Annotated in this window: 25 protein-coding genes; 1 reads left to right on the top strand and 24 read right to left on the bottom strand. The window is 32.6% G+C overall.

The features are described 5' to 3' along the window. Window positions 1-4: 4 nt before the first annotated feature. The 19 genes from wzx to B4J88_RS02470 form a co-directional block, all read right to left on the bottom strand. The gene (wzx, locus tag B4J88_RS02560) at window positions 5-1,345 is read right to left on the bottom strand and encodes an O-unit flippase-like protein (protein WP_291066220.1); all 1,341 of its coding nucleotides are present in this window, start codon (window positions 1,343-1,345) and stop codon (window positions 5-7) included. A gap of 23 nt (window positions 1,346-1,368) precedes the next feature. Beyond that, window positions 1,369-2,352: a capsular polysaccharide synthesis protein gene (locus tag B4J88_RS02555; protein ID WP_291066218.1), complete on the bottom strand. Its 984-nt coding sequence runs from the start codon at window positions 2,350-2,352 to the stop codon at window positions 1,369-1,371. Between the two features lie 6 nt (window positions 2,353-2,358). Continuing rightward, on the bottom strand, window positions 2,359-3,432 hold the full coding sequence (locus tag B4J88_RS02550) for a GDP-L-fucose synthase family protein (RefSeq protein ID WP_291066216.1): 1,074 nt from the start codon (window positions 3,430-3,432) through the stop codon (window positions 2,359-2,361). Between the two features lie 11 nt (window positions 3,433-3,443). Next, window positions 3,444-4,526, bottom strand: coding sequence for a GDP-mannose 4,6-dehydratase (gmd, locus tag B4J88_RS02545; protein ID WP_291066214.1), 1,083 nt, complete (start codon window positions 4,524-4,526; stop codon window positions 3,444-3,446). A gap of 6 nt (window positions 4,527-4,532) precedes the next feature. After that, window positions 4,533-5,531 (bottom strand): mannose-1-phosphate guanylyltransferase, encoded by a 999-nt coding sequence (locus B4J88_RS02540; protein ID WP_291066212.1) that lies wholly within the window; start codon window positions 5,529-5,531, stop codon window positions 4,533-4,535. Beyond that, window positions 5,528-5,869, bottom strand: a complete 342-nt coding sequence (locus B4J88_RS02535; protein ID WP_114998492.1) for a phosphomannose isomerase type II C-terminal cupin domain — start codon at window positions 5,867-5,869, stop codon at window positions 5,528-5,530. The genes B4J88_RS02540 and B4J88_RS02535 overlap by 4 nt, the downstream gene beginning before the upstream one ends. 14 nt (window positions 5,870-5,883) lie before the next feature. Beyond that, on the bottom strand, window positions 5,884-6,744 hold the full coding sequence (gene rfbA / locus B4J88_RS02530) for a glucose-1-phosphate thymidylyltransferase RfbA (RefSeq protein ID WP_291066210.1): 861 nt from the start codon (window positions 6,742-6,744) through the stop codon (window positions 5,884-5,886). Window positions 6,745-7,690: 946 nt separating this feature from the next. Then, entirely contained in the window at window positions 7,691-8,266 is a 576-nt protein-coding gene (gene rfbC / locus B4J88_RS02525; RefSeq protein ID WP_291066208.1) for a dTDP-4-dehydrorhamnose 3,5-epimerase, read from the bottom strand. 82 nt (window positions 8,267-8,348) lie between these two features. Beyond that, window positions 8,349-8,699: a four helix bundle protein gene (locus tag B4J88_RS02520; RefSeq protein WP_291066206.1), complete on the bottom strand. Its 351-nt coding sequence runs from the start codon at window positions 8,697-8,699 to the stop codon at window positions 8,349-8,351. Between the two features lie 180 nt (window positions 8,700-8,879). Continuing rightward, the gene (gene rfbB, locus B4J88_RS02515) at window positions 8,880-9,926 is read right to left on the bottom strand and encodes a dTDP-glucose 4,6-dehydratase (protein ID WP_291066204.1); all 1,047 of its coding nucleotides are present in this window, start codon (window positions 9,924-9,926) and stop codon (window positions 8,880-8,882) included. Window positions 9,927-9,933: 7 nt separating this feature from the next. Then, on the bottom strand, window positions 9,934-11,277 hold the full coding sequence (locus B4J88_RS02510) for a nucleotide sugar dehydrogenase (protein ID WP_291066202.1): 1,344 nt from the start codon (window positions 11,275-11,277) through the stop codon (window positions 9,934-9,936). Then, window positions 11,274-12,290 carry an NAD-dependent epimerase/dehydratase family protein gene (locus B4J88_RS02505; protein ID WP_291066201.1) on the bottom strand — a complete coding sequence of 339 codons (1,017 nt, stop codon included), beginning with the start codon at window positions 12,288-12,290 and terminating at the stop codon, window positions 11,274-11,276. Before B4J88_RS02505 ends, B4J88_RS02510 begins: the two co-directional genes overlap by 4 nt. Further along, window positions 12,290-12,709: an adenylyltransferase/cytidyltransferase family protein gene (locus tag B4J88_RS02500; protein ID WP_291059886.1), complete on the bottom strand. Its 420-nt coding sequence runs from the start codon at window positions 12,707-12,709 to the stop codon at window positions 12,290-12,292. Before B4J88_RS02500 ends, B4J88_RS02505 begins: the two co-directional genes overlap by 1 nt. Before the next feature lie 101 nt (window positions 12,710-12,810). After that, window positions 12,811-13,803 carry a mannose-1-phosphate guanylyltransferase gene (locus tag B4J88_RS02495; RefSeq protein WP_291066199.1) on the bottom strand — a complete coding sequence of 331 codons (993 nt, stop codon included), beginning with the start codon at window positions 13,801-13,803 and terminating at the stop codon, window positions 12,811-12,813. A gap of 129 nt (window positions 13,804-13,932) precedes the next feature. Further along, window positions 13,933-15,375: a pyruvate kinase gene (gene pyk / locus B4J88_RS02490; protein ID WP_291066197.1), complete on the bottom strand. Its 1,443-nt coding sequence runs from the start codon at window positions 15,373-15,375 to the stop codon at window positions 13,933-13,935. Between the two features lie 32 nt (window positions 15,376-15,407). Then, window positions 15,408-15,866 carry an IPExxxVDY family protein gene (locus B4J88_RS02485; protein ID WP_125349149.1) on the bottom strand — a complete coding sequence of 153 codons (459 nt, stop codon included), beginning with the start codon at window positions 15,864-15,866 and terminating at the stop codon, window positions 15,408-15,410. Window positions 15,867-15,870: 4 nt separating this feature from the next. Further along, window positions 15,871-16,623 carry a ribonuclease III gene (gene rnc / locus B4J88_RS02480; protein ID WP_180905571.1) on the bottom strand — a complete coding sequence of 251 codons (753 nt, stop codon included), beginning with the start codon at window positions 16,621-16,623 and terminating at the stop codon, window positions 15,871-15,873. Beyond that, the gene (gene fabF, locus B4J88_RS02475) at window positions 16,623-17,876 is read right to left on the bottom strand and encodes a beta-ketoacyl-ACP synthase II (protein WP_291066193.1); all 1,254 of its coding nucleotides are present in this window, start codon (window positions 17,874-17,876) and stop codon (window positions 16,623-16,625) included. Before fabF ends, rnc begins: the two co-directional genes overlap by 1 nt. A gap of 13 nt (window positions 17,877-17,889) precedes the next feature. Continuing rightward, window positions 17,890-18,126, bottom strand: a complete 237-nt coding sequence (locus B4J88_RS02470; RefSeq protein ID WP_038336002.1) for an acyl carrier protein — start codon at window positions 18,124-18,126, stop codon at window positions 17,890-17,892. A gap of 228 nt (window positions 18,127-18,354) precedes the next feature. Between B4J88_RS02470 and pckA the strand changes: the two genes are divergently transcribed. Further along, window positions 18,355-19,926 carry a phosphoenolpyruvate carboxykinase (ATP) gene (gene pckA, locus B4J88_RS02465; RefSeq protein WP_291066191.1) on the top strand — a complete coding sequence of 524 codons (1,572 nt, stop codon included), beginning with the start codon at window positions 18,355-18,357 and terminating at the stop codon, window positions 19,924-19,926. A 194-nt stretch (window positions 19,927-20,120) separates the two neighbouring features. Here pckA and B4J88_RS02460 read toward each other — a convergent pair whose 3' ends face one another. The 5 genes from B4J88_RS02460 to B4J88_RS02440 all read right to left on the bottom strand — a co-directional run bounded on the left by B4J88_RS02460 (window position 20,121) and on the right by B4J88_RS02440 (window position 26,465). Then, window positions 20,121-20,771, bottom strand: coding sequence for a tRNA1(Val) (adenine(37)-N6)-methyltransferase (locus B4J88_RS02460; RefSeq protein ID WP_291066189.1), 651 nt, complete (start codon window positions 20,769-20,771; stop codon window positions 20,121-20,123). Between the two features lie 49 nt (window positions 20,772-20,820). After that, window positions 20,821-22,269: a sensor histidine kinase gene (locus B4J88_RS02455; protein ID WP_291066188.1), complete on the bottom strand. Its 1,449-nt coding sequence runs from the start codon at window positions 22,267-22,269 to the stop codon at window positions 20,821-20,823. 1 nt (window position 22,270) lies between these two features. Then, window positions 22,271-22,858: a riboflavin synthase gene (locus tag B4J88_RS02450; RefSeq protein ID WP_221854045.1), complete on the bottom strand. Its 588-nt coding sequence runs from the start codon at window positions 22,856-22,858 to the stop codon at window positions 22,271-22,273. 103 nt (window positions 22,859-22,961) lie between these two features. Beyond that, window positions 22,962-24,809 carry a glutamine--fructose-6-phosphate transaminase (isomerizing) gene (gene glmS / locus B4J88_RS02445; protein WP_291066186.1) on the bottom strand — a complete coding sequence of 616 codons (1,848 nt, stop codon included), beginning with the start codon at window positions 24,807-24,809 and terminating at the stop codon, window positions 22,962-22,964. A gap of 45 nt (window positions 24,810-24,854) precedes the next feature. Further along, the gene (locus B4J88_RS02440; RefSeq protein ID WP_291066184.1) at window positions 24,855-26,465 is read right to left on the bottom strand and encodes a DUF4270 family protein; all 1,611 of its coding nucleotides are present in this window, start codon (window positions 26,463-26,465) and stop codon (window positions 24,855-24,857) included. Window positions 26,466-26,480 lie beyond the last annotated feature (15 nt).

Here is a 26,480-nt window from a genome sequence, read left to right as displayed (position 1 = left end):
ACGATCAATTTTTCAAATCAATATATGCTTCATAGGGCCATTTCCATGCCTGATAACATATATTTACGAACAAAGGTATTAATATCATTGTTGTTAAATTAATATGTTCGAATACTGAAAATAGTAATAATAAAAATAATATTGAAAAACCAGATATTAATGAGGCTTTAAAAAATGGAACATAATTCTTAGTAAGTAAAATTGTTCCACCAACTCCTACATTTACTTCAAGAAGTGAAGCAACCAATGCTAAAATTATTAAACCTCCAGGTAATAAATTGGTTTTACTTCCAATAATCTGTAATGCAAATGGACCAATAAAATACAATCCAATACCTCCTATTATGTAAGTACCTACCATAAATAAAAGCGATTTTTTATAAATAGTAAGAATCCCAGATGTATTTTGCATCACTCGATAATTTACAATTTGAGGCTGATGTGTTGCAAAATAAATTGTTGACAATCCCATAATTACGGATATTAGCTGCAAAGTAATTCCGTAGGATGCAATTTGATCTAAGGAAAGATATAAAGAACCTATAAATAAAGCCGATTTTGTCACCAATATTCCTCCCAATGAGGTAAGTCCGATTTTAATTGCATTAGGTTTTATCGTATTAAATATTTCTTTGAAAGAAGTAACTTCAACCCGCTTTAATTCTTCTCGCAATTCCTTTGTATAGAAAGTTCGGTAAGACAAATATCTTACAACTATTACTGATACCAACTGACCAATAACTACCGATAGAATACCTGAACCTAACAATATTAATACAATAGAAAAACTTAAATTAAATATTTGTCCAACAATGTTGATTTGCTTATCTCTCTTAATTAACCCTTTTCCTTGTATTAAAGAGTCGTAATATAGTGTATATAAATTATAAGAGGTTACAACAGATAATAGTACCCAGCTGACATAAATCTCTGTATGATTACCATTATACCCTTTTAATAACGTATGAATATAATAGGTACCAAAAGTTAATAGCACAGCAAATGCGATAAAAGCGATTCTCCTATAAAAAAACTGCATAGAATTTATAAGCCCTTTTAGTAAAGAGTAATTTACAACAGGATTTGCCTCCTCCATTTCTTCATAACCATGTTTTTGTAACGATTGTACACCACTAAAAACATACGTCACATTTCGCGTAAACGATGGACTAAATCCAAAATCCATGAGAACTACGAAAGAATAAATACTCATGAAAACTGTCCAAAAACCGACCAATTCACTCGATAATTCTTTTAAAATTATCGGGAATAATATCGCGGAATTTGCAATTTTAAGAAATGTAGATAAATAATTCCAAAGTATATCTTTTTTTCCTATTTCCATCTTACTAATTTACTTTAATACTATTAAAATTGCCCATTCTTTATTGAATACCAAAACGTTTTTTTGCCATCATTTGTATCATCGAATAATGGAATTTTAAATGATAATTTGAAAAATGAGGTATCTTTCCTGAAAGAATCGGCTACTACATCGCTATATGCTTCATTTAGTTTTTGTTCTAACAAATGTAAATGAGGTTGATCTACATCCTTCCCATCTACAATCTTCTTAAAATTACTATTTTTATCATATAAAATTGATAAAAAATAATCTATCAACAAGTAGTCACATATCTTATTATAATGGTTAAAATACTCGATAAACATATTTCTAAAAACTCTGAAAATTTCGCTGTTTCCAGTGGAACCAAGGAAAAATCCCGCCCATCTATATTTGGATGGCGAAGCATTACTTAGCATTTCAGTTTTTATAGAAACAAACTCTTGAGAGAAGTACTTATCTTGTATTTGTTCTACTACCAAAATGGTACTATCTAGCCACAAACCACCAAATTTGTGCAATAATGAAGCTCTTAAAAAATCCGATAGAAATGTCGGAGAAATATTTCCATTTTTATAATTATCAAATATATTTGAAGGAATATTTATGTAATTGGAAACATTATCAAAAGTTATAATCTTAACAGGATGTGTACCTGCGTATTTTTTTATGCTATTAACACAAATTTTATTTAACTCCGGCATCGATTCTTCGCCTTGCCACCAACAAACCCAAATTGGTATAGTGGAAACATTAGTTGTGGTATGATCTGCTTTATCGGGATTAAACGAAAAATCAAAATTTTGAAAAACATTTTCCAAAAGAAAATTCTTAATAATAGAATGTTTTTCTTCGTTTAATAAATGCTTCTTGTCATCAGATAATTCGAGAAAGTAATGAAATCGATTTAATATAATTGTAATCGCCGTTTTTCTATCGATTATATCAAGTAAATAATAATTTCTCTTAATTGAACCTAAAGCCTGTTTTAAACGTATTAAAAACATAATACATTAAATATTTGAGGTATACCAACTAAACATTCTTGACACCCCTTCTTCGATTTCAATGTTATGTTTCCATCCAAGAGCGTTTATTTTTGACACGTCTACAAGTTTACGCATTGTACCATCAGGTTTAGTTGAGTCAAAAACAATGTTTCCTTCGTAACCAATTTCTTTCGAGATTAGCACTGATAAATCGTGGATTGAAATATCAGTTCCAGTTCCTATGTTAATATGAGAGTTTCTTTTTTCAGTATTATCATTAGTAACATCTTGGAAATTTACATTTTCCATTACAAAAACACTTGCATCAGCCATTTCTTCACTCCACAAAAATTCTCGCATCGGTTTACCTGTTCCCCAAAGTTCTAATCTATCTCTAAATATTCCGTATCTATTTAAAATAGACTCAATTTCTTCTTTAGAGTTTGAAGTACTGATATTTTCAATTGGCCTTCTTTTAATATCATTTTCAATAACATCCCAATCACCATTTTCAAGCGCTTTAGCCAGATATATTTTTCTAATCATTGCAGGTAAAACATGACTTTTTTCCAAATCAAAGTTATCATTAGGTCCATATAAATTAGTCGGCATCACAGAAATGAAATTAGTTCCATATTGTATATTAAAACTTTCACACATTTTTATTCCTGCTATTTTTGCAATTGCATAAGGCTCGTTAGTATATTCCAAAGTATTCGTAAGAAGCTCATTCTCATTTATAGGTTGACATGCTTCTTTAGGGTAAATACAAGTACTACCTAAAAACAATAATTTAGTAACATCTTGCTTGTATGCGTTATAAATGACATTTTGTTGTATTTGAAGGTTTTTATAGATAAAATCAGCACGATATATATTATTAGCCATAATCCCTCCTACATATGCAGCCGCTAAAAAAACATATTCTGGCTTTTCTTCCTCAAAAAATTTTTGCGTTGCTATTGGATCTAAAAGATCTAGTTCTTTAGATGTTCTTCCAATGAGATTCTTATATCCTCTATCTGTTAATTTCTTCCAAATTGCTGAGCCAACTAAACCACGATGGCCAGCAACATAAATTTTGCTATTTAATTCCATTCTTAAGAAGTCTATTTTTTCATTAACTTTAAATCTGAAGACACCATATCTTTGACTAAAGCTTTTAAATCATATTGTGGCTTCCAACCTAATTGTTGCTTAGATTTAGTTGGATCTCCTAATAATAAGTCTACTTCTGTAGGACGATAGTATTGCGGATCTACTTTTACAACTGTTTTTCCTATTTCAAGTTGATATTTTGGATTATTGCATTTTTTTACTTTCGCTATTTCATTCGCTTCTTCTCCAATAAATTCTAGCTCGATACCTACTTCTTCGAAAGACATTTTTACAAAATCACGAACATATGTCGTAACTCCTGTTGCAATAACAAAATCCTCTGGTTTATCTTGTTGTAATATTCTCCACATTGCTTCAACATAATCTTTTGCATGCCCCCAATCTCTTTGAGAGTTTAGGTTACCTAAATACAAGCAATCTTGTTTTCCTAAAGCTATACTTGCTGTAGCCATAGTAATTTTACGTGTTACAAAAGTTTCTCCTCTTCGAGGAGATTCGTGATTAAAAAGAATACCATTACAAGCAAACATATTATAGGCCTCTCTGTAATTTTTTGTAATCCAAAAACCATAAATTTTAGCAGCTCCATAAGGAGATCTTGGATAAAACGGAGAATTTTCATCATAAAAACCTTTATTATTCTTATTTTCTTCCATTCCTCCATATAATTCAGAAGTTGAAGCCTGATAAATTCTAGTTTTCTTTTCTAAACCTAAAATTCTAACCGCCTCCAATATTCTTAAAGTCCCAATACCATCTACATTTGCAACATATTCAGGTGAATCAAAAGAGACTTTCACATGAGACATTGCTCCAAGATTATAAATTTCATCTGGCTGTACTTCCTGAATTATTCTAATAATATTAGTTGAATCGGTAAGATCACCATAATGTAGTTTAAAATTAACATGATTTTCATGTTGGTCTTGATATAAATGGTCTATTCTTTGTGTGTTAAAAGAAGAAGCTCTTCTTTTAACACCATGTACCATATATCCTTTTTCTAATAATAATTCAGCCAAATAAGAACCATCTTGTCCAGTTATTCCTGTTATTAATGCTACTTTATTCATTATGTGTTATTCTAATATTTTTTTATTATTTGAAGATAAATTTTCATAAATCTTTTTCACATCTTGCGCTTTTTCTTTTTTCAAAACCAAGATTGCATCATCTGTTATCACTAAAATACATTTTTTTAGTCCTAAAAATTCTGTATGTAATTTAGAACCAATGACCATGTTACCATGTTTGTCAATCGGATGTTTTTTTGATAACAAATAATCATAAATAGACTCAAAAGATCCCATATCAGACCATTTAAATCGGCCTATCACTGCCTGTAATTTTTCTGTCTTTTCCATAACTGCATAATCAACAGAAATAGAAGGTATTATTAAGCTCTCTTCTAAAGGAAGTATATTATCCTTTGATAATTCAAATGCTTTCAATGCACTTTCAAAAACATCAGGTTCATGTATTTTTAACTCGTTCAAGAATGTCTTTGCTTGAAAACAAAACATTCCTGAATTCCAATAAAAATCAGCTAATTTTAGAAATTCTTGAGCCGTATCTAAATTTGGTTTTTCTCTAAAACCTAAAACATCACCGTTTTTAATTTGAATATATCCATAACCCGTTTCTGGTTTTGTTGGTTGTAATCCAAAAGTTACAATACTCCCTTTTTTTGCAAGTTCAATTGCTTCCTGAATTGCTGAATTATATATATCAAGATCTTCAATTAAATGATCAGAAGGTGAAACCAATAAAATATCTTCAGGGTGAGCCTTGAAAGCTGCAAAAGCAATCGCTGCTGCCGTATTTCTAGGAGTAGCCTCTATTACTTCATGAAATTTCTCAATTCCTAAATCTTTTAATGCTTTTCTTGATAAATGGTAGTTATCAACATTACCTACAACAATAAGTTCCTCGCAAATATCTTTGTTTCGAATTATTGTTTGTTGAAATAAAGATTTTCCTTCAAATAAGTCAATATATTGCTTTGGTTTTTCTTTTCGAGACAATGGCCAAAGTCGACTACCAACACCTCCTGTTAAAATTACGTTAATGATTCTCATGCGCGATTGTAGTCGTCTTCAATTCTTACAATATCATCTTCTCCAAAATAAGTTCCATATTGCACTTCTACAAATACAACAGGTTCATTTGTTTTATTCTCAATACGATGATGAGCTCCTTGTGGAATTTGAGCAACTTCTCCTGCTTTATAGTCTTTTATATCATCATTAATTGTAATTGTACCAATACCCGAAACTATTGTCCAAACTTCACCTCTTTTAAAATGATATTGTAAAGACAATCTCCCGCCCGGATTTACTTGAATTCTTTTTACTTTATGCGTATCGCTATCTTCTAATACCCAATATTCTCCCCATGGTCTAATATCATGTTCCATTTTATAGTAATAGTTTATTTGTTGATCTTCATTAAATACTCCCCATATCCACTTTTACGTAATGGTTCCGCTATTTTTTGTAATTGCTCTTTGTTGATGTAGCCCATACGATAAGCCACTTCTTCTATGGCACCAATTTTCATTCCTTGACGCTCTTCAATCACTTGTACAAATTGTCCTGCTTGCATCAATGAATTTATTGTACCTGTATCTAGCCAAGCTGTACCTCGATTGAAAACACCAACTTTTAATTTCCCTCTCTTCAAATATTCAGCGTTAATATCCGTAATTTCTAATTCACCTCGTGGAGAAGGTTGTATATTTTTTGCAATTTCTACCACATCATTGTCATAAAAATACAACCCAGGAACCGCATAATTTGATTTTGGTTCTTTAGGTTTTTCCTCAATTGAAACGACTTCGTTTTTCTCATTAAACTCAACAACTCCGTAACGTTCAGGATCGCTCACTTGATAAGCAAAAACTACACCACCATCTGGATCTGCAGAATCTTGTAACAATTTAGACATACCTGAAGCATAAAATATATTATCTCCAAGAATTAAGGCTACTTTATCGTCTCCAATAAATTCTTCTCCTAAAATAAAAGCTTGTGCCAAACCATCAGGACTCGGTTGTTCTTTATAAGAAAATTTACATCCAATCTGTGAACCATCACCTAATAACTTCTCAAAATGCGGTAAATCATGAGGTGTAGAAATAATCAATATTTCATTTATCCCTGCCAACATCAACGTTGACAATGGATAATAAATCATCGGTTTATCATACACCGGCATCAATTGCTTACTTACAGCCAACGTTAATGGATGTAATCGCGTTCCTGAGCCTCCGGCTAATATTATTCCTTTCATGTTTTTTTTTGTTGTTAAAACGGTTATATGGTTAGATGGTTAAAGGGTGAACTTGTGAACTTGTAAACGTGTGAACTTGTAACTCCTTCACTTGTTAACCTCTTCACTTTTTCACTTGTTAACCTCTTCACTTCTTCACTTGTCAAATTGTGAACTTGTAAACTTGTAAACGTGTGATCATGTAAACTCCTTCACTTGTTAACTTCTTCACTTGTTAACCTCTTCACTTCTTCACTTGTCAAATTGTGAACTTGTAACTCCTTCACTTGTTAACTTCTTCACTTGTTAACTCCTTCACCTCTTCACTTGTTCACTTGTAAACTTCTTCACTTGTCAAATTATGAACTTGTAAACTTGTAAACGTGTGATCATGTAACTCCTTCACTTGTTAACTTCTTCACTTCTTCACTTGTCAAATTATGAACTTGTAACTCCTTCACTTGTTAACTTCTTCACTTGTTAACTCCTTCACCTCTTCACTTGTTCACTTGTAAACTTCTTCACTTGTCAAATTATGAACTTGTAAACTTGTAAACGTGTGATCATGTAACTCCTTCACTTGTTAACTTCTTCACTTCTTCACTTGTCAAATTATGAACTTGTAAACGTGTGAACGTGTGATCATGTAAACTTGTGAACTTGTAACTTCTTCACCTCTTCACTTGTTAACCTCTTCACTTGTTAACTCCTTCACTTGTTAACTTCTTCACCTCTTTACTTCTTCACTCCTTCACTTGTTAACTTCTTCACTTGTTAACTCCTTCACTTGTTAACTTCTTCACTTGTTAACTCCTTCACTTGTTAACTTGTTCACTTGTTAACTTTTTCACTTGTTCACTTGTTAACCTCTTCACTTGTTAACCTCTTTACTCCTTCACTTGTTCACTTGTTAACTTTTTCACTCCTTCACTTCTTCACTTCTTCACTCCTTCACTTCTTCACCTCTTCACTTCTTCACTTGTTCACTTGTTACCCCCTTAACCTTAAACTCTCCAAACGACTGCGCCTCTTCATCTTTCTCCGAAATAATCATTTTATCTGTTGGAATTTGCCAATCTATATTCAGTTCGCTGTCTAAAGGGTTAACGCCATTTTCTGATGCTTTATTGTATCCATTATCACATTTATAAAAAAAAGTAGCTTGCTCTGAAATCACCGAAAAGCCATGTAAAAATCCTCTCGGAATAAACAATTGTTTTTTATTATCTGCCGATAATTCAACTGCAACTGATTGTCCATAGGTTTCAGAACCTGGACGAACATCAACCGCCACATCGATTACAGCACCTTCTACCACACGAACTAATTTTGCTTGCGCATGTTCTCCCGCTTGCATATGTAAACCACGAACAACACCATAAGACGAATTTGATTGATTGTCTTGAACAAAAGTTGGTTTGTAACCCAAAATTTCTTCTATTTTATTTTCGTTATACGACTCAAAGAAATAACCTCTCGAGTCTTCAAAAACAGTTGGTTCTAAAATAAAACAACCTTTTAATTTTGTTTCTGTTGCTTTCATTTAATTGTCAATATTGTTTTATAATGTTAATAAAGTTGATAAGGTTATAAAAGGTTAATAAGGTTAGATAGATATAAAAAGGTTAATCTATTCTCAATGATTTAATCAATTTAGAAAGCATACTTTTTATATAATTTATACTCTTTTGAAATTGTATTAAATTACCAATAAATCCTAATCGAAAAGCTATTTCCAATTGCGTTTCAAGTTCACTTACTGAACCTAGCGCAATATAAAGAAAACGTATAAACTCAGCTTGACTTTGTCGACCTGCTCCTTCTGCAATATTACTTGGGATAGAGACCGCACTCCGTTTCATTTGATTGGTCAATCCGTAAAGTTCTTCTTTAGGGAAAATTTTTACAGTTTCATAAACACAGACGACTAAATCCATAGATTCTTGCCAAACTTTTAATTCTTTATGACTAGCCATATTTTTTAAAGTTTTATATGTGTGGTGGTAAAAAAGGCTTAAGGTGAAATGAGAAAATAGAGAAATGGGGAGAACTAACTTTCTTAACTTTCTTAACTTTCTTAACTTTCTTAACTTTCTTAACTTTCTTAACTTTCTTAACTTTCTTAACCTTCTTAACTTTCTTAACCTTATTAACTATTAATTATACTGTTTTTCGTAATATTTTTGGTAATCTCCAGAGGTTACATTTTCTAGCCATTCTTTGTTGGATAAAAACCAATCAATTGTTAGACTCAAACCTTGCTCAAACGTCACACTTGGTTTCCAGCCTAATTCTTCGTTGATTTTTGTTGCATCGATGGCGTAACGTAAATCGTGTCCTGGACGATCTTTCACAAAGGTGATTAATTGTTCTGAAGTTCCTGCTTCTTTACCCAATTTTTCGTCCATTTGTTTACACAATTCTTTTACCAAATCGATGTTTTTCCATTCGTTGAAACCTCCTACATTGTAAGAATCTCCATTTTTTCCTTCGTGGAAAACTAAATCAATCGCCTTGGCATGATCGATTACAAATAACCAATCACGTGTATATTTTCCATCTCCATAAATCGGAAGCGGATTATTATTTAAAATATTATGAATACATAATGGAATCAATTTTTCTGGAAAATGATTTGGACCATAATTGTTCGAACAATTCGTTATCACAATTGGTAAACCGTACGTATCATGATAGGCTCTCACAAAATGATCCGAAGATGCTTTTGATGCTGAATAGGGCGAATGCGGATCATAAGACGTTTCTTCCGTAAAAAAACCTTCATCTCCCAAAGCACCAAAAACCTCATCTGTAGATACATGATGAAAACGTTTTCCTTCGAAATTATTGTTCCAAATTGTTTTTGCAGCATTCAAAAGGTTCACCGTTCCGATTACATTTGTCATCACAAATTCTAATGGATTTGTAATCGAGCGATCTACGTGAGATTCGGCCGCTAAATGAATGACTCCTTCTGGTTGATGTTTTTCAAAAACGTCTAAAATTTGTTTTGCATCTGTAATATCTGCTTTTACAAATTCGTAATTTGGCTTAGATTCAATGTCTTTCAAATTCTCTAAATTTCCTGCATAGGTCAAAACATCAAGATTGATAATTTTTGTTTCAGGATAATTTAAAACAAATTCTCTTACAACGTGAGAACCGATAAATCCAGCTCCACCTGTAATTAAAATAGTTTTCATAGTATTTTTATAGTCGTTTATCAACTTCTTCTTTAGGCAAAGCCCCTTTTACATCATAAATCACACCATTTTCATTTAAATAATCATTTAACTGAAGATTTAAAAATTCGTCGTGTGAAACTGTTAGAATAATGGCGTCGAATTGGTGAACTGGTGAATTGGTGAACTGGAAAACCTGATCCCATGTATTACAAAAAGTTATTCCGTATTCATGGTTTACCTCATCCGGGTTAGCCCAAGGGTCTAACGTTGTCACCTCTATTCCATATTCTTCTAAAGCATGAATCACATCAATTGCTTTTGAATTTCGTATATCGGGGCAATTTTCTTTAAAGGTAATTCCTAAATTTAGAACTCTTGCTCCTTTTACTTTAATATCGTTATTTATTAACAATTTAACAACCTGAGAAGCCACAAACGCTCCCATCGAATCATTTAATCTCCTTGCTGCAAGAATTAATTCAGAATAATAACCAATTTCTTGTGCTTTTTGAGCCAAATAAAATGGATCAACGCCAATACAATGTCCTCCAACAAGACCTGGTTTGAACGGTAAAAAATTCCATTTTGTTCCGGCTGCTTCCAAAACATCGTTTGTATCAATATCCATTAGCGAAAAAATCTTCGATAATTCATTGATAAATGCAATATTGATATCACGCTGCGAATTTTCGATCACTTTTGACGCTTCTGCAACCTTGATTGTAGGTGCTAAATGAGTCCCAGCAACAATTACTGATCTATATAAATCATCAACTATTTTTCCAATTTCTGGAGTTGAACCTGATGTTACTTTTAAAATTTTCTCAACCGTATGTTTTTTATCTCCTGGATTAATTCTTTCTGGCGAATATCCCGCATAAAAATCTTGATTAAACTTCAATCCCGAAAATTGTTCCAATACTGGAATACATTCTTCTTCTGTAACACCTGGATAAACCGTTGATTCGTAAATAACAATATCATTTGGTTTTAAAACTTTACCTACCGTTTCTGAAGCCTTTTTAAGCGGTGTTAAATCAGGTCGATTATTTTTATCTACAGGAGTTGGAACAGTTACAATAAAAATTGTAGCATCTCTAATATCTTCTGTATTTGATGAGCAAAACAATCCGTTTTGAGATTCTTCGACAAGCTCAGAATCTGAATTAAAAGGATTTTGATTAACTAAAACATTTTGTAAAACATTATTCTCAACTTCTAAAGTTGAATCAATTCCATTGTTTAATTCAGCAATACGTTTCTGATTGATATCAAACCCAACAACAGGGTATTTTGTTGCAAATAATCGAGCCAAAGGTAAACCTACGTAACCTAAACCGATAACTGCTATTTTATGTTGTTGATTCATTTATTATAATATTTTCTGTACCATTGTACAAAGTTATACACTCCTTTGTCAACAGGATAATTAGGATTATAACCAAATTTATCTTTCAAATCTTGGACATCCGCCCATGTTTGATTGACATCTCCTGCTTGCATCGGATACATTTCTAAAATAGCTTTTTCACCTGTCGAAAGCTCAACTTCTTTGATAAAATCCATTAATTGAACAGGTTTACTATTCCCAATATTGTATAATTGGTATTTTTCTTTAATATTTTTATCTTCAAGTATTTTGTCTATTCCTTGAATAATATCATCAATGTAAGTGAAATCACGTGACAAATCACCGTGATTAAAAACTTTTAAGGGTTGATGATTCAAAATAGCATCTGTAAACAAAAACATGGCCATATCTGGTCGTCCCCAAGGTCCATAAACCGTGAAAAAACGTAATCCTATGGTTTGGAAATTGTATAAATGGCTATACGCATGCGCCATTAGCTCATTTGCTTTTTTGGTAGCTGCGTATAAACTAATGGGATGATCAACGTTTTGATTTGTTGAAAAAGGAACATCTGAAGAGTTTCCGTAAATACTTGAACTACTTGCGTACAGTAATTTTTTGACGTTATAATTTCGGCAACATTCTAAAATATTTAGAAAACCAACTAAATTACTCTGTCCATAGGCATCAGGATTTTCGATACTATACCGAACACCTGCCTGAGCAGCTAAATTAACAACCGCATCAAACGAATATTCTTTAAAAAGTTGAGCCAATGACTCTTTATCTTCTAAATTCATTCGATAGAAAATCATCTTTTCTTCGTGTTTAGAAGAAAGAACTTTCTGCCCAAAATTTGAAGCAAATTCTTGATTGATTCCTAATTCTTTTAATCGATCATATTTTAACTGAACAGTGTAATAATCGTTAATGTTATCAATTCCAACAACTTTGATGTTTTTTTCGATTAATTTTTCAGCTAAATGGTAACCTATGAAACCAGCTACACCAGTTATGAATACTGTTTTCATTATTTCTCCTTTTCAGAAGTCGCAACTACTTTTCTTAATCCTGAACTAGAGAAGCGGTGTGTACGCTTGTTGTAGTAAATTTGAATATGATTATCTAAACAATATTGTTTTCCTGTAAAGTCGATATTTCGGTATTCTTCCCCTATAATTCTAATATTTACTGGTAAAGCACTTAACATATCAAACAAATCTTGTTCGGTTTCGTAAGGAATAATTTCGTCGACATAACGACAACCTTCTAATTGAATATAACGCTCTACGATGGATTGCGTAGGACTATTTTTTGAAGGGTCTACACTTGCAGGATCTGTATTAAGCCCTACAATTAAGTAGTCGCATTGTCTTTTAGCTTCTTCGAGCATCATCACATGACCTGCATGAAGCAAGTCAAATATACCGAATGTAATTCCCGTTGTCATTTTATAATACTATTGTTGGAGCGACAAATTTAGGGATTTATATTGAATTAATTGTAAGCTTTTATGACATAAAAAAAGCACTCAAATCGAGTGCTAGGTATTTAAATTAATTCAGAATTTCTTTTTTCTAAATGCGTATAAACATTCTTTACTTCCTGCGAATATTCTTTTTGTAGAATTAAATTCGCGGTTGGGGTATTCACAAAAATAGTGTTTTGCAAACCGACAAAAGAAGTATAAACATCTGTTCCAATCACCATGTTTCCATTACGATCGACATAATGTCCGTTCATCACAAAATAATCATACAAGGATTCGAAAGAACCTAAATCATTCCAAACAAATTTTGCTGGAACTACTTTTATCTTCTTGCTTCGTTCCATTACAGCATAATCGATACTATTTGATGGAATATTCATTGAAAGTTCTTCGTTCAATTCTCCGTTGATATTTTCAGACCAAGCTATTTTAGACGCTTCGTAAATTTCTTTTTCAAATTTCTTTAGTTCTTTCAATAAAACACGTGCTTTGAAACAAAACATTCCACTGTTCCACAAAAAATTCCCTTGCTCGATAAAATCTTGTGCTGTGATATGATTTGGCTTTTCGCGGAAAGAAAGTACATTATCGCCTTTGTGCTCAATATAGCCATAACCCGTTTCTGGACGAGTTGGTTGTACACCAAATGTAACGATATAATCTTTTTCGGCTAACGCAATCGCTTTTTTCATCGCAACTTGATACGCTTCCATATCTTCGATCAAATGATCAGATGGTGTAACAATTAGAATATCATCATCCTCAACTGCTAAAGCGGCAAATGCAATCGCCGCTGCTGTATTACGTGGAACAGCCTCTACAATTTTTGTGTATTCAACATTCATTTTATCAAGTACTTCTTGACTTAAATGGTCATTATCTTTATTCCCAATCACCATTAATTTATCAGCAATTGGACGATTACGTTGAATCGTTAACTCAAATAAAGATTGCCCATTAAACAAATGTAAATATTGTTTGGGATGACTTTTTCGTGAAAGTGGCCAAAGTCTACTCCCAACACCACCAGATAAGATCACATTATAAATACACATAAATTCTTCTAATTCGAACTTGTAAAGTTATTAAAAACTACTATATCATCGCATTCTATTATGATTTTTCTTTTAAACACAAAAAAAGCGTTCAAAAATGAACGCTTTAAAGTATTAGTATTGATTTTATTAAATCATCGAAATACGTAATGTATTGGTAATTCCTTTCTCAAATGCTGGCATTGCATTCAGATTGATGATATAATCACCATATTCTACATAACCCGCATTTTTCGCTAAGATATTGACCTCTGTAACCGTTTGATCCGTAGATGTATCGCGAGGATCGTAATTGATTGCTTTTACTCCCCATAATAGGTTCAACATACGGTTAATACGTTTACTTGGATTGAAAACCAAAATAAATGAATTTGGACGATGTGATGAAATTTGGAAAGCGGTATAACCAGAATACGTCAACGTTGCAATTGCTTTCGCTCCTGTATCTTCTGCCATTTTAGCTGCATTGTAACAAACCATATCGGTTACGAAACGTTCGTTTTTGATCTTTGGTTTGTGCTCTGGTACATGTACGTGCTCATCATCTTCGACTGTTTGAAGAATCTTCGTCATTTTCTCGATAACTTGTACAGGATATTGTCCTACAGAAGTTTCTCCAGATAACATTACTGCATCTGCTCCATCAAAAACTGCATTTGCAACATCAGAAACTTCCGCACGAGTTGGTGTTAAACTCGAAATCATAGTTTCCATCATTTGTGTTGCAACAATAACTGGTTTACGCGCTAATTTCGCTTTGTCAATTAATTGTTTTTGCGCTTTTGGAACGATTTCAAACGGAACCTCAACTCCTAAATCTCCACGAGCAACCATTAATCCATCCGAAAATTCTAAAATATCATCGATATTTTCTAATGCTTCAGGTTTTTCAATTTTAGAGATAATTGGAATTTTTACTGTTCCATGTTCTTTGATAAATTCTGATAAATCTTTTACATCTTGTCCAGAACGTACAAAAGATAATGCAAACCAATCGACACGATTTTCGATTGCGAATTTTGCATCTTCTTTATCTTTTTCTGTTAGAGCAGGTAAAGAAATATTGGTATTTGGTAAGTTAACTCCTTTTTTAGAACGTAGCGGACCTCCTTGAATCGTTTCTGCTTTTACAGTATCCGTTCCGTTTGTCTCGATTACTTTGAAGATTAATTTTCCGTCATCAATCAAAATATTTTCTCCCACTTGCACATCTTGCGCAAACTTTTTGTACGTCATAAAAACTTTTTCTTTCGTTCCTACAACATCTTCGTTTGTGAAAGTTAAAATATCTCCTGGATTGATTACGAAATCTTCGTGTTCCATTTTTCCAATACGCAACTTAGGTCCTTGTAAATCCGCTAAAATTGCTGTATTGTAGCCATGATCGTTATTTAATTGATGAATTGTTTCAATCTTACGTTTCACATCCGCATAGTCTGCGTGCGAAAAGTTGATACGGAACACATCTGTTCCTTTTCTCATCATTTCTAATAAAATCTCTGGACTTTCTGTTGCCGGACCTAAAGTCGCGACAATTTTTGTCTTTTTAAGATATTGTCTATCGTAAATCATAATTTTTCCCTTTTTTTATGCACAATATTTTGTTAGAAAACCAATTGATCTGCATTGCTAATCAAATCGATATCTATTTTTTTGATCGTTTTTATAAAATCTTTTTCTACAAATGGTAGTTGAAGATATTGTAGTTCATCTTCCCAACCAGAGATTTTTACAACATAGTTGCAATCCTTGTAATTTGGCACAAGAATAACACTCTCTTTAAAAAGATTTGATAAATCTACTTCATTTTTTTTAAAATCGGATTGATTTGGAATATTTTTAATGATATGATAATCTATTTTATTTGCTTCGTCTAACCATTGATAGGTTTCGAAAAAATAAGTATGCTCATCTAACCAAATATCCAAATCCTGAATACGCTCAAAACGCGTATCAAAAGTAGAGTTGAGATGGAAAATAAATTGTGTAGAAGTGTTAAAACTAGAATTTACGCCTATGAGATGAAAATCTATCCAATCATCATATAAGAGTAATTCTGCCATGTTTCTAAACTTTTTCTATTTTCTTTTGTAACGAATAGTAGGCGCGTTTTGCTGCGCTTTCTTCCGCTTTCTTTTTAGAAGTTCCTCTCCCTTTCGAGATGACTTTATCATTGAGACGGATTACTGACACAAAAACTTGCAAATCTTCTGCGTTTTGCTCCTCAAATGTATTGAATCTTATCGTATTTCTCGTTTTTTGACTCCATTCCAAAATCAACGATTTGTGACTTGTAATCGTGTGTTCCAAACGATCTAAATCCGCATAAGGGTCAATAATTTTGATTTGAATAAATTTTTGTACAGCATCTATGCCTCCATCAACATAAATTGCTCCTACCAACGCCTCCAACATATCACCATTTACGTCTTCACCTAAATTGTTGTGATTGTTCATTGGATCCAAATAATCTAACAAGCCAAGTTGTTTGGAAACGGCATTCAATTGTTTACGCGAAACAATTTTAGAGCGCATTTTTGTCAAATAACCTTCTTGTTGATCTGGCGCTTTGTAGTATAAGTACATTGCTGCAGAAGCACCAAGTAATGCATCTCCTAAAAACTCTAATCTTTCAAAGTTTATACTGTTTCCATTTTCATCTTTTTTCTGTGCAGATCTGTGGGTAAATGCTTCTTTAAAAACCTCAACATTGCGAGGAGTATAACCCAAAATCGACTTCAAAAATTTCAAAAAAGGATCAGATGAATTTGAATCATCACGATGATTTTTAAAAGAAAATAATTTTTTTAAGAAAGACATTACTTATACTTCTTAAATATCACACAAGCATTGTGACCACCGAAACCAAAAGTATTACTCAATGCATAATCTACATTTTTCTCTTTTGCTTTGTTAAATGTATAATCGATTTTAGGATCAAGATTTTCATCATCCGTAAAATGATTAATTGTTGGTGGAACGATACTATTATTGATTGCTCCAATAGCCGAAATCGCTTCAATAATCCCTGCACCACCTAATAAGTGACCAGTCATAGATTTTGTTGAATTGATTTGAATATTATAAGCATGTTCTCCAAACAATTTTTGAATAGCTTTAGATTCCGCAATATCTCCTAATCCAGTCGATGTACCATGCATATTAATATGATCTACATCTTCTACACTGATATTTGCGTCTAATAAAGCCTCTCTCATCACATTTAATGCGCCTAATCCTTCGGGATGTGGAGCTGTAATATGGTGAGCATCTGCTGTCATTCCTGTTCCTACTAATTCTGCATAAATGGTAGCTCCACGCGCAATAGCATGTTCGTACTCTTCTAACACAATACATCCAGCTCCTTCTCCCATTACAAAACCGTCACGGTCTTTGTCGAAAGGTCTTGAAGCAGTTTGAGGATCATCATTTCGTGTAGATAACGCATGTAATGCATTGAAACCTCCAATACTTGATGCTGTAATCGCAGCTTCTGAACCTCCTGTTACAATTGCTTCTGCTTTTCCAAGTCTTAATAACATATAAGCGTCAATAATTGCATTTGTTGAAGAGGCACATGCCGAAACAGTTGTATAATTAGGTCCCATAAGACCAAATTCCATTGAAATATGACCAGGCGTGATATCTGCAATCATCTTAGGGATAAAGAAAGGATTGAAACGTGGTGTTCCATTTCCTGTCGCGTAATTCGAAACTTCTTCTTCAAAAGTTTTAATTCCACCGATACCAGATCCCCATATAACGCCGATACGCTCTTTGTTTACATTTGTATCTTCTAAGATTCCACTGTGTTTTATTGCCTCTCTAGCTGCAATAATTCCCAATTGGGCACAACGGTCAATTTTTCTTGCCTCTTTACGATCAAAATGATCTTCGATATTGAAGTTTTTGATCTCACAAGCAAATTGTGTCTTAAAAAGAGTTGCGTCAAAAAGCGTAATAGGCGCAGCGCCACTTACACCATTCACTAATCCATTCCAGTATTCTTGGTATGTATTTCCGATTGGTGTTAGCGCGCCTAAACCTGTTACTACTACTCTTTTTAATTCCATAAAATAGGAACTATTACTTGTTTAAGTCTTCGATGTATGTTACAGCTTGACCTACAGTTGAAATTTTTTCTGCTTGATCGTCTGGAATTTGGATATCAAATTCTTTTTCGAATTCCATGATTAATTCTACTGTGTCTAATGAATCAGCTCCTAAATCGTTAGTGAAACTTGCTTCTAGCGTAACTTCGCTTTCGTCAACTCCTAATTTATCTACGATAATCGCTTTCACTCTTGATGTAATGTCAGACATAATTTTCTAATTTTAATTGTTGTAAACTAGTGCAAAAATATAAAACTTATATTAAATACAAGCTTTTTTTTATATGCACGCATAAGAACTTGCAAATATAGGGTGAATAAATATTCACGAAAACGTTTAAGTGAATGACATAAGTCAAATTTTTCACGCTTCTTTTTATTGTAACTTTGTGCAAAGTTTTTACCTTTAATATTTTAAAATACTATAAAAATCACAAAAATGAGCATAGAATTGGCATCTTACGGAATAAAAAATTCCAAAATTAACTATCAATTATCTCCTGAAGAGCTTACAGAGAAAATGATAGAATTAGGACAGGGAGAAATTACATCTTCTGGAGCAGTAAATATGTTAACCGGAGAATTTACAGGACGTTCTCCTAAAGACCGTTTTATTGTTAAAGACGAAATCACTGCAGAAAACGTTTGGTGGGATGGAAACATCAATATTCCTTTCGATTCTGATAAATTTGACGCTTTATACGATAAAGTTGTGGAGCATTTAAGCAACCGCGAAATTTATGTACGTGATGCTTTTGCTTGTGCTGACGATGCTTACAAAACAAAAATTAGAGCAATTACAGAAACTCCTGCTGCTAATTTATTTATTTATAACATGTTTATTCGTCCAACAGAAGAAGAATTAAAAAACTTTGGTGATGCTGAATGGACAATTATAAATGCGCCAACTTTTGTTGCAGATGCAGACGAAGATGGTACAAGACAACACAATTTCTCTATCTTGAATTTTAAACGTAAAATCGTTTTAAACGGAGGAACTGGTTATACAGGAGAAATGAAAAAAGGTATTTTCTCTGCCTTGAACTTCATCCTGCCAGTATTTAGAATTACTTTACCAATGCACTGTTCTGCTAACTCAGGTGAAAACGGAGATACAGCAATGTTCTTTGGTTTATCTGGAACAGGAAAAACAACTTTATCGGCAGATAAAAACAGACGTTTGATTGGTGATGATGAGCACGGATGGACAGAAGACAATACGGTTTTCAATTTTGAAGGTGGTTGTTACGCAAAAGTTATCAACTTATCTCCAGAAGGTGAGCCAGAAATTTTTGCAGCGATCAAAGATGGAGCTTTATTAGAAAACTGTAAATTAATTCCAGGAACTAACGAGGTTGATTTTACAGATACATCTATCACAGAAAACACACGTGTTTCTTATCCAATTGATTATATCGAAAATATTGCAGTTCCATCTGTAGGAAAAAATCCTAAAAATATTTTCTTCTTATCGTTTGATGCTTACGGAGTTTTCCCTCCAATTGCAAAATTAAACCCAGATCAAGCGGCTTACTTGTTTATCTCTGGATATACATCTAAAGTGGCTGGTACAGAAGCTGGTGTTACAGAGCCTCAAACTACATTTTCTACATGTTTTGGTGCGCCATTTATGCCGTTACACCCAACTAAATATGCTGAAATGTTGAGCGATAAAGTTGAGAAAACTGGTGTAAATGTTTGGTTAATCAATACAGGTTGGAATGGTAAAAAAGAGCGTATGTCTTTAAAAGATACACGTGCGGTTATCAATGCAGCTTTAAACGGAGATTTGAACAACGCAGAATTCAAAAAAGATCCTTATTTCGGATTTGAAGTTCCAGTTGCAATCGAAGGTGTTGCTTCAGAAAAATTAAGTCCAGCTACTTCTTTTGATTCTACAGCAGCATACGAAGCAAATGCAAAAGAATTAGCAGATAAATTCAAAGCGAATTTCAAGAAATTTGAAGAGTTTGCAACTGCTGATTTATTAGCTGGTGGACCAACGATTTAAGGATAAGATTGAGGTTAAGATTAAGTTTTTAACTCATTTTGAAAATCAGAAATAAATATAAAACCGAGCAAATTGCTCGGTTTTTTTATGTTTTTAAATGTTGAATAAATCTTTACATAGATGCATAGAAATACAATTTTCTATTTGACATCAAAATCAGTAGTTTACTCATCGTTTTTCATCTTTGATGAAAATTACATTTTCAAGTAAAAATCCTTTGTCAACTGAATATAATCTTCTGTGTACTGATGACGATCGACTTCGATAATTAATTCTTTTTCTTCTACTTCTTTTTCATGAAAACTAAATTCTAATAACACACGTTTTGTTAACGTTGTCGAATTCCCTTTGATATAAACGACACGAGATAGTTTTAAAGCATTTTGAGCAGCTATCGTACAAAAACCATCCATTTGATCGTATGGAATTATAAAACTCGCTAATCCGTCTTTATGTAGTAATTCAGCAGTTTTTTTTATTAATTCTTCGAAAGTCAATGTTTCTTGCTGGCGTGCTTGTTTACGCGCGTCAAAATCAACCGTATCATTCACCACAAAAAAAGGTGGATTACTGACAATCAAATCATATTTTTTATTGGTTGAATAATCTTGAAGCGATGAATTAAAAATGGTTAATCGATCTGAAAAAGGTGCATTATCGAAATTTTCTTTTGCTTGTAAAAAAGCAGCGTTATCAATTTCTATTGCATCAATCATCGAATGAGGAAAACGTTGCGCTAACATCAACGAAATTAATCCAGTTCCTGTACCAATATCTAAAATAGTATTTCCATTTTTTAAAACAGTCCAAGCACCAAGTAAAACACCATCTGTGCCTACTTTCATTGCGGTTTTGTCTTGAAAAATTTCGAATTGTTTGAATCGAAAAGGTTTTCTATTCATTGTAAGGAATCAAAATATAGAATGTTGTACCAACAAAAATTTCGGTTTCGAAACGAATGGTTCCGTCGTAATCATCAATAATTTTTTTCACCATTGGCAAACCAATTCCCATTCCACTATTCTTTGTTGTAAATTTCGGAACAAAAATAGAATCTTGTGATTCGATAGGAATTCCATTCCCATTATCTTGAATGGTGATATGAAGAAAATCTTTAACTAACGCCACATCTACTCTCACTTTTGCTGTACGAGATTGTGGAATAGATTGAAACGCATTCTTAGTAATATTGGTGATAATTCGATTCAAATATTGTTTATCAAAAGTCATCATGATGATGTTTGGAGAATAATTAAATTCGATAAACTCCATTGGAAAAACATAAAGCGTGTTTTTTATAACATCAACTACATCAATTTTTTCATCTTTACGAGAAGGCATTTTAGCAAAATCTGAAAAAGCTTCGGCAATCGCAGAAATGGTGTCAATTTGTTGCAATAAAATATTAGTTGTTCGCATCGTCTTTTCTTCAAGATTTGGATCATTTACATCAAATTTTCGCATATAATTCTGTAGCATTAATCGCATTGGTGTTAATGGATTCTTGACTTCATGCGCAACTTGTTTCGCAAAATCTCGCCATGCTTCTTCACGTTCTTGCTTAGCTAATAAATCTGATTGTTCCCGCAATCGGTACAACATATCATTATAAGAATCTACCAGAACCTTTATTTCATCGTTACCATCGTAACGAATCGGCATATTGTTTACAATAACTTCTGTTTCTCGAATACGATCTGCAAATGACCAAAGTTTATTCAGGGTACGTTTTGTAACAAAATAAACCGCTAACGTTCCAAACAAAAGAATAACTCCAAAAGCTAATCCATAACTACCAATTAAGGTAAACATGTCTTGCTGTAAAAAATCTTGGTTAGATTGATAAGGTAGACAGAGAACAGCAATATTTTCGTTGTAATAATTTTTGATATTACTATAAGACGAATAAACATTATTGTCGTCGGCTGTATCTTTATTCGTTACAATAAAATCATTTGATTTTTGTAGTTGGTCTAATATTTTCTGAGGTAAAACATCATAAGTCGTTGAAACTGGCTGTGTGGTTAAAATTTTATTACCACGTAAATCATAAATTACAATATCGGTTTTATTGATATCACCGATGCGAAGAAAACCATCTTCTAAAATGTCATGAATATTATCTTTGCTTGCTATCCCAGGGTAATTATCCATTTCATAATCTATCGCAGATTCTACCGCTCTAACTTTTCGTTTGAGAATATCTTCGTGATATTGTTTAGTTTGTGCATTGAAATGATTGGCAGTAATCAGCAAGATAGCTCCTGCTGTAAATAACAAAATCGTTACCATATAAATGATAATACGAACGGGTAGCGATAGGTTATTTTTTTTTCTAATCATTTTATTTTTGGAATAATCTTTTGACGTATTTTCCTAAGATATCAAATTCTAAATTCATTGTATCGCCAACTTTCACTTGATTAAGGTTTGTAAACTCCCAAGTATATGGAATAATTGCAACCGAAAACTGCCCTACTTTACTGTCAACAACTGTTAAACTAATTCCGTTAAGACAAATCGAACCTTTTTCTACTGTAACATTTCCAGACGATGCTTCATCATATTCTACTGTAACAAAAAAGCTACCATTTTGGTTTTCTATCGAAACAATTTTTCCGGTTTGATCTACATGACCCTGCACAATGTGACCATCGATACGACCATTGAATTGCAAACATCGTTCTAAATTGATCAAATCACCTTCTTTTAATGTGTTAAAATTTGTTTTTTGTAGCGTTTCCTCTATAGCAGTGACTTTGTAAAGCCCATCTTTGAAATCAACAACTGTTAAACAGACTCCATTATGTGCAACACTTTGATCAATTTTTAATTCATCACAAAAATCAGCTTCAATCCATAAATGTAAATTAGATTGCTCTTTCTCTGCTTTTATAAGCTTTCCTACTCCTTCTACGATTCCTGTAAACATGATGTTATTTTTGGTGAAAATAATAATTAATTTAAACTTATAAAATGAAAAAGGGATGATTTTAAAACATCATCCCTTAAATATATTAACTCTGTAATAATTTTTACTCTACAGTAACAGATTTTGCCAAGTTACGAGGCTGATCTACATTCTTACCTAATTTAACGGCAATCCAGTACGATAATAATTGTAATGGAATAGCTGTTAAGATTGGAGAGAATTCTTCTGCTGTTTCTGGGATTACCACGTAATCATCTGCCATAGCAGTTACTTGCTCGTCACCATCATTCACAATTGCAATTACTTTGGCGTTACGTGATTTAATTTCTTGAATATTAGAAACTACTTTTTCGTAATAACCTTTTTTCGTTGCAATAACGATAACTGGCATATTTTCGTCCAATAACGCAATTGGCCCGTGCTTCATCTCTGCTGCTGGATAACCCTCTGCGTGGATATATGAAATCTCTTTCAATTTTAATGCTCCTTCTAAAGCCGATGGATAGTTGTATCCACGTCCTAAATAAATTGCATTTCTGTTATCTTTGTATTTATCAGCGATTTGATCAATTACACCTTCACAGTTATCTAAAATTTGTTGAACTAAATCTGGAATACGCTCTAATTCTCGTGTTAACAATGTAAATTTCTCTGTTGATAATTCACCATTTTGTTTACCTAATTTTAAGGCAATCAATGCTAAAATTGTTAACTGAGCTGTAAATGCTTTTGTTGATGCAACACCAATTTCTGGTCCTGCATGCGTATAAGCACCAGCATCTGTAATACGAGCAATAGAAGAACCCACAACATTGTTGATTCCAAAAATGAATGCTCCTTTTTCTTTTGCTAATTTAAGCGCCGCCAATGTATCAGCCGTTTCTCCTGATTGAGAAATTGCAATAACCACATCGTGTTTATTGATGATTGGATTACGGTAACGGAATTCTGATGCATATTCAACTTCTACAGGAATACGAGCGAAATCTTCGATCATGTATTCTGCAACCAAACCTGCGTGATAAGAAGTTCCACAAGCAACAATGATGATACGTTTTGCATTCAAGAATTTTTCTTGATAATCCCAAATACCAGCCATTTTAATAATACCTTCGTCTACTAATAAACGTCCACGCATTGTATCACGAATAGAACGAGGTTGTTCGTTGATTTCTTTTAACATGAAATGCTCATAACCACCTTTTTCAATCGCTTCAATATTTAATTGTAACTCTTGAACATCTAAAGAAACTGCTTCATTGTTATGGATTGTACGTACATCAACTTCTTTATCTAAAGTAATTGTGGCCATGTCACCATCTTCCAAATAAACCGCATCTTTTGTAAACTCGATAAACGGAGAAGCATCAGAAGCAACGAAAAATTCGTTCTCTCCAATACCAATTGCTAATGGAGAACCTAAACGACCTACAACAATTGTATTTGCTTCTTCTTTATCTAAAACAGCTATCGCATATGCTCCAATCACTTCATTCAAAGCTAAACGAACTGCGTCAGTTAAGTTTAAATTTTGTTCTTCTTGAAACAATTGAATAAAGTTTACTAAAACTTCTGTATCTGTATCACTATGAAAAACGTACCCTTTGTCTTTTAATAATTGTTTGATTGATTCATAATTTTCAATAATTCCGTTATGAACCAATACCAAACGTCCATTATTAGACATATGTGGATGAGAGTTTACATCATTTGGCACACCATGTGTTGCCCAACGTGTATGCCCAATTCCTAAATGAGGTGTTTTATCTAAATTTTCTGATTTATCTTCTAAATCAGAAACTTTTCCTTTTGTTTTTACCAATTCAAAATCGGTACCAGTAGAAAGAACTAATCCTGCACTATCATATCCTCGATACTCTAGTCTTTTTAGTCCATTAATAATAATTGGGTACGCTTCGCGATGTCCAATATATCCTACAATTCCACACATAATATTTTATAGTATTTTAGTTAAATTCGTTAAATATAATACGCCCTATTTTTGAGAGTAATATACCAATAATTTCAATTTTTTATCCGCTACTTCCGAATTATTTCCATGTAAAACAATTCTGTATGGATTATAAGCTCTATTATTTTGATAAGGATTTGTACTATTAATAGTTGTTGCATAACTAACAGATGTTATAAAATTACCCATTGTAATAAACATCGTTTGATCTTTAAACTCATTTCCTTTCTCTAACATGCTTTTTAGATGTTTCGTGATATCAATTGTATAATAATCAGTATCTCCTTTTACAATAGGATTAAAGTGAACTGATGTAGGATATGCATTATAGAATTCTAAAACGTCTGCATACAATTCATTTATAACTTTATCATCTTTTTTGTAATTATTCCAAGCCACTAAATAAGGAGGTTTTGGAAAACCTGTAGAACCATCAATATAGAATTTTAATTTTGCGCCAAGAATCACAATATTAGTTTTTGTCATCTCAGATTTTAATTCATCTAATTGAGTTTGATTGAATTTTAATTTTGCATAATTCCCACTCATTCCGCTTAAATACAATCTTGCATCACCATTCACTTCATCAGGTTTGATTGTAGAATAAGTTGAACCTACTGCATTGTTCACAATTTGAGAAGCAATAATATTGGCATTATTTGCAGTACCAGAATTCCACTGATTTGTCATATCAAAAGCATAAGTTCCACTCAAACGTTCTTTGTAACTTGTGTCTGAATCTGTTTTTGCAGTTGGATTTTTATATGAATAATACATATTCAAGTCAATTTCATTTGGATTAAAATTGACAATAAATCCATTTGATTCTTCTACAGAAAACTCTAAACCTTTGATATTTTCACGAATAAATGTTGCGTAATCAGAAAGTAATCCTGTTTTAGCATTTTTAATAATTTTTTCGTCAAAATAATCTGGATCTAAAGAAACTTTGTAACCAGGAACAACCTCAGAAATATTAGAAGTTCCAGTTTTTTGTTTAACAACTTTTCCTGTTACTGTTTTTCCGATTGTAGCTTTTCCAATTACTCTCGAATTAACAGAAATTGGCGTCTCAAGTCCACTTAATGTTGAAAAATATTTTGTGTCTTTGTATAAAACCGTATTAATGTCTTTAATTTTCAACGTCATTGTCAAATCCTTATTACCATACAAAGAATCTACTGCATACTTTGTTGTAATTTGGATTGTATCTGTATCTTTTGGTTTCTCTCCTGGTTTAGAAAGATTGATCGTATCTTTAGAAATTGGATCTTTAGTCGTGTTGTAATAAACTGGAATTACCAAATTCACAGAATCTACTTTAGGTTCTGTTCCAAAATCCTGATCACCAATAGACGAAGGTCTAATTTGTGTATAAAACTTAGAGGATGTAGAACCAAAAATTGGTTCGTTGTACACACCAAAAGCTCCATTTTGAAGTACAAATTTATCTGTACGAAGCGTATCAAAATTTGCATTAAAAGCAATAACATCTAAGGATTTTACATTTCCTTCTGCCTCACCTCTAATCACATTGTTATCTAATCCTAATGTTTCATTCTCACACGAAACAATTGCTCCCATTCCAATCATCATTGCAACAGACACAGAAAGGACATTCAAAAATTTTTTCATTAATCTAAACAGATT

Origin of the sequence: Empedobacter sp. UBA5036 (assembly GCF_002415215.1) — a bacterium.
Classification (GTDB): Bacteria; Bacteroidota; Bacteroidia; order Flavobacteriales; family Weeksellaceae; genus Empedobacter; species Empedobacter falsenii_B.
This window is presented reverse-complemented; position numbering and strand designations above follow the sequence as displayed.

Coding starts and splice junctions, on each gene's coding strand:
- wzx (WP_291066220.1), bottom strand. CDS start 1,345: ATGGAAATAGGAAAAAAAGATATACTTTGGAATTATTTATCTACATTT.
- B4J88_RS02555 (WP_291066218.1), bottom strand. CDS start 2,352: ATGTTTTTAATACGTTTAAAACAGGCTTTAGGTTCAATTAAGAGAAAT.
- B4J88_RS02550 (WP_291066216.1), bottom strand. CDS start 3,432: ATGGAATTAAATAGCAAAATTTATGTTGCTGGCCATCGTGGTTTAGTT.
- gmd (WP_291066214.1), bottom strand. CDS start 4,526: ATGAATAAAGTAGCATTAATAACAGGAATAACTGGACAAGATGGTTCT.
- B4J88_RS02540 (WP_291066212.1), bottom strand. CDS start 5,531: ATGAGAATCATTAACGTAATTTTAACAGGAGGTGTTGGTAGTCGACTT.
- B4J88_RS02535 (WP_114998492.1), bottom strand. CDS start 5,869: ATGGAACATGATATTAGACCATGGGGAGAATATTGGGTATTAGAAGAT.
- rfbA (WP_291066210.1), bottom strand. CDS start 6,744: ATGAAAGGAATAATATTAGCCGGAGGCTCAGGAACGCGATTACATCCA.
- rfbC (WP_291066208.1), bottom strand. CDS start 8,266: ATGAAAGCAACAGAAACAAAATTAAAAGGTTGTTTTATTTTAGAACCA.
- B4J88_RS02520 (WP_291066206.1), bottom strand. CDS start 8,699: ATGGCTAGTCATAAAGAATTAAAAGTTTGGCAAGAATCTATGGATTTA.
- rfbB (WP_291066204.1), bottom strand. CDS start 9,926: ATGAAAACTATTTTAATTACAGGTGGAGCTGGATTTATCGGTTCTCAC.
- B4J88_RS02510 (WP_291066202.1), bottom strand. CDS start 11,277: ATGAATCAACAACATAAAATAGCAGTTATCGGTTTAGGTTACGTAGGT.
- B4J88_RS02505 (WP_291066201.1), bottom strand. CDS start 12,290: ATGAAAACAGTATTCATAACTGGTGTAGCTGGTTTCATAGGTTACCAT.
- B4J88_RS02500 (WP_291059886.1), bottom strand. CDS start 12,709: ATGACAACGGGAATTACATTCGGTATATTTGACTTGCTTCATGCAGGT.
- B4J88_RS02495 (WP_291066199.1), bottom strand. CDS start 13,803: ATGTGTATTTATAATGTGATCTTATCTGGTGGTGTTGGGAGTAGACTT.
- pyk (WP_291066197.1), bottom strand. CDS start 15,375: ATGATTTACGATAGACAATATCTTAAAAAGACAAAAATTGTCGCGACT.
- B4J88_RS02485 (WP_125349149.1), bottom strand. CDS start 15,866: ATGGCAGAATTACTCTTATATGATGATTGGATAGATTTTCATCTCATA.
- rnc (WP_180905571.1), bottom strand. CDS start 16,623: ATGTCTTTCTTAAAAAAATTATTTTCTTTTAAAAATCATCGTGATGAT.
- fabF (WP_291066193.1), bottom strand. CDS start 17,876: ATGGAATTAAAAAGAGTAGTAGTAACAGGTTTAGGCGCGCTAACACCA.
- B4J88_RS02470 (WP_038336002.1), bottom strand. CDS start 18,126: ATGTCTGACATTACATCAAGAGTGAAAGCGATTATCGTAGATAAATTA.
- pckA (WP_291066191.1), top strand. CDS start 18,355: ATGAGCATAGAATTGGCATCTTACGGAATAAAAAATTCCAAAATTAAC.
- B4J88_RS02460 (WP_291066189.1), bottom strand. CDS start 20,771: ATGAAAGTAGGCACAGATGGTGTTTTACTTGGTGCTTGGACTGTTTTA.
- B4J88_RS02455 (WP_291066188.1), bottom strand. CDS start 22,269: ATGATTAGAAAAAAAAATAACCTATCGCTACCCGTTCGTATTATCATT.
- B4J88_RS02450 (WP_221854045.1), bottom strand. CDS start 22,858: ATGTTTACAGGAATCGTAGAAGGAGTAGGAAAGCTTATAAAAGCAGAG.
- glmS (WP_291066186.1), bottom strand. CDS start 24,809: ATGTGTGGAATTGTAGGATATATTGGACATCGCGAAGCGTACCCAATT.
- B4J88_RS02440 (WP_291066184.1), bottom strand. CDS start 26,465: ATGAAAAAATTTTTGAATGTCCTTTCTGTGTCTGTTGCAATGATGATT.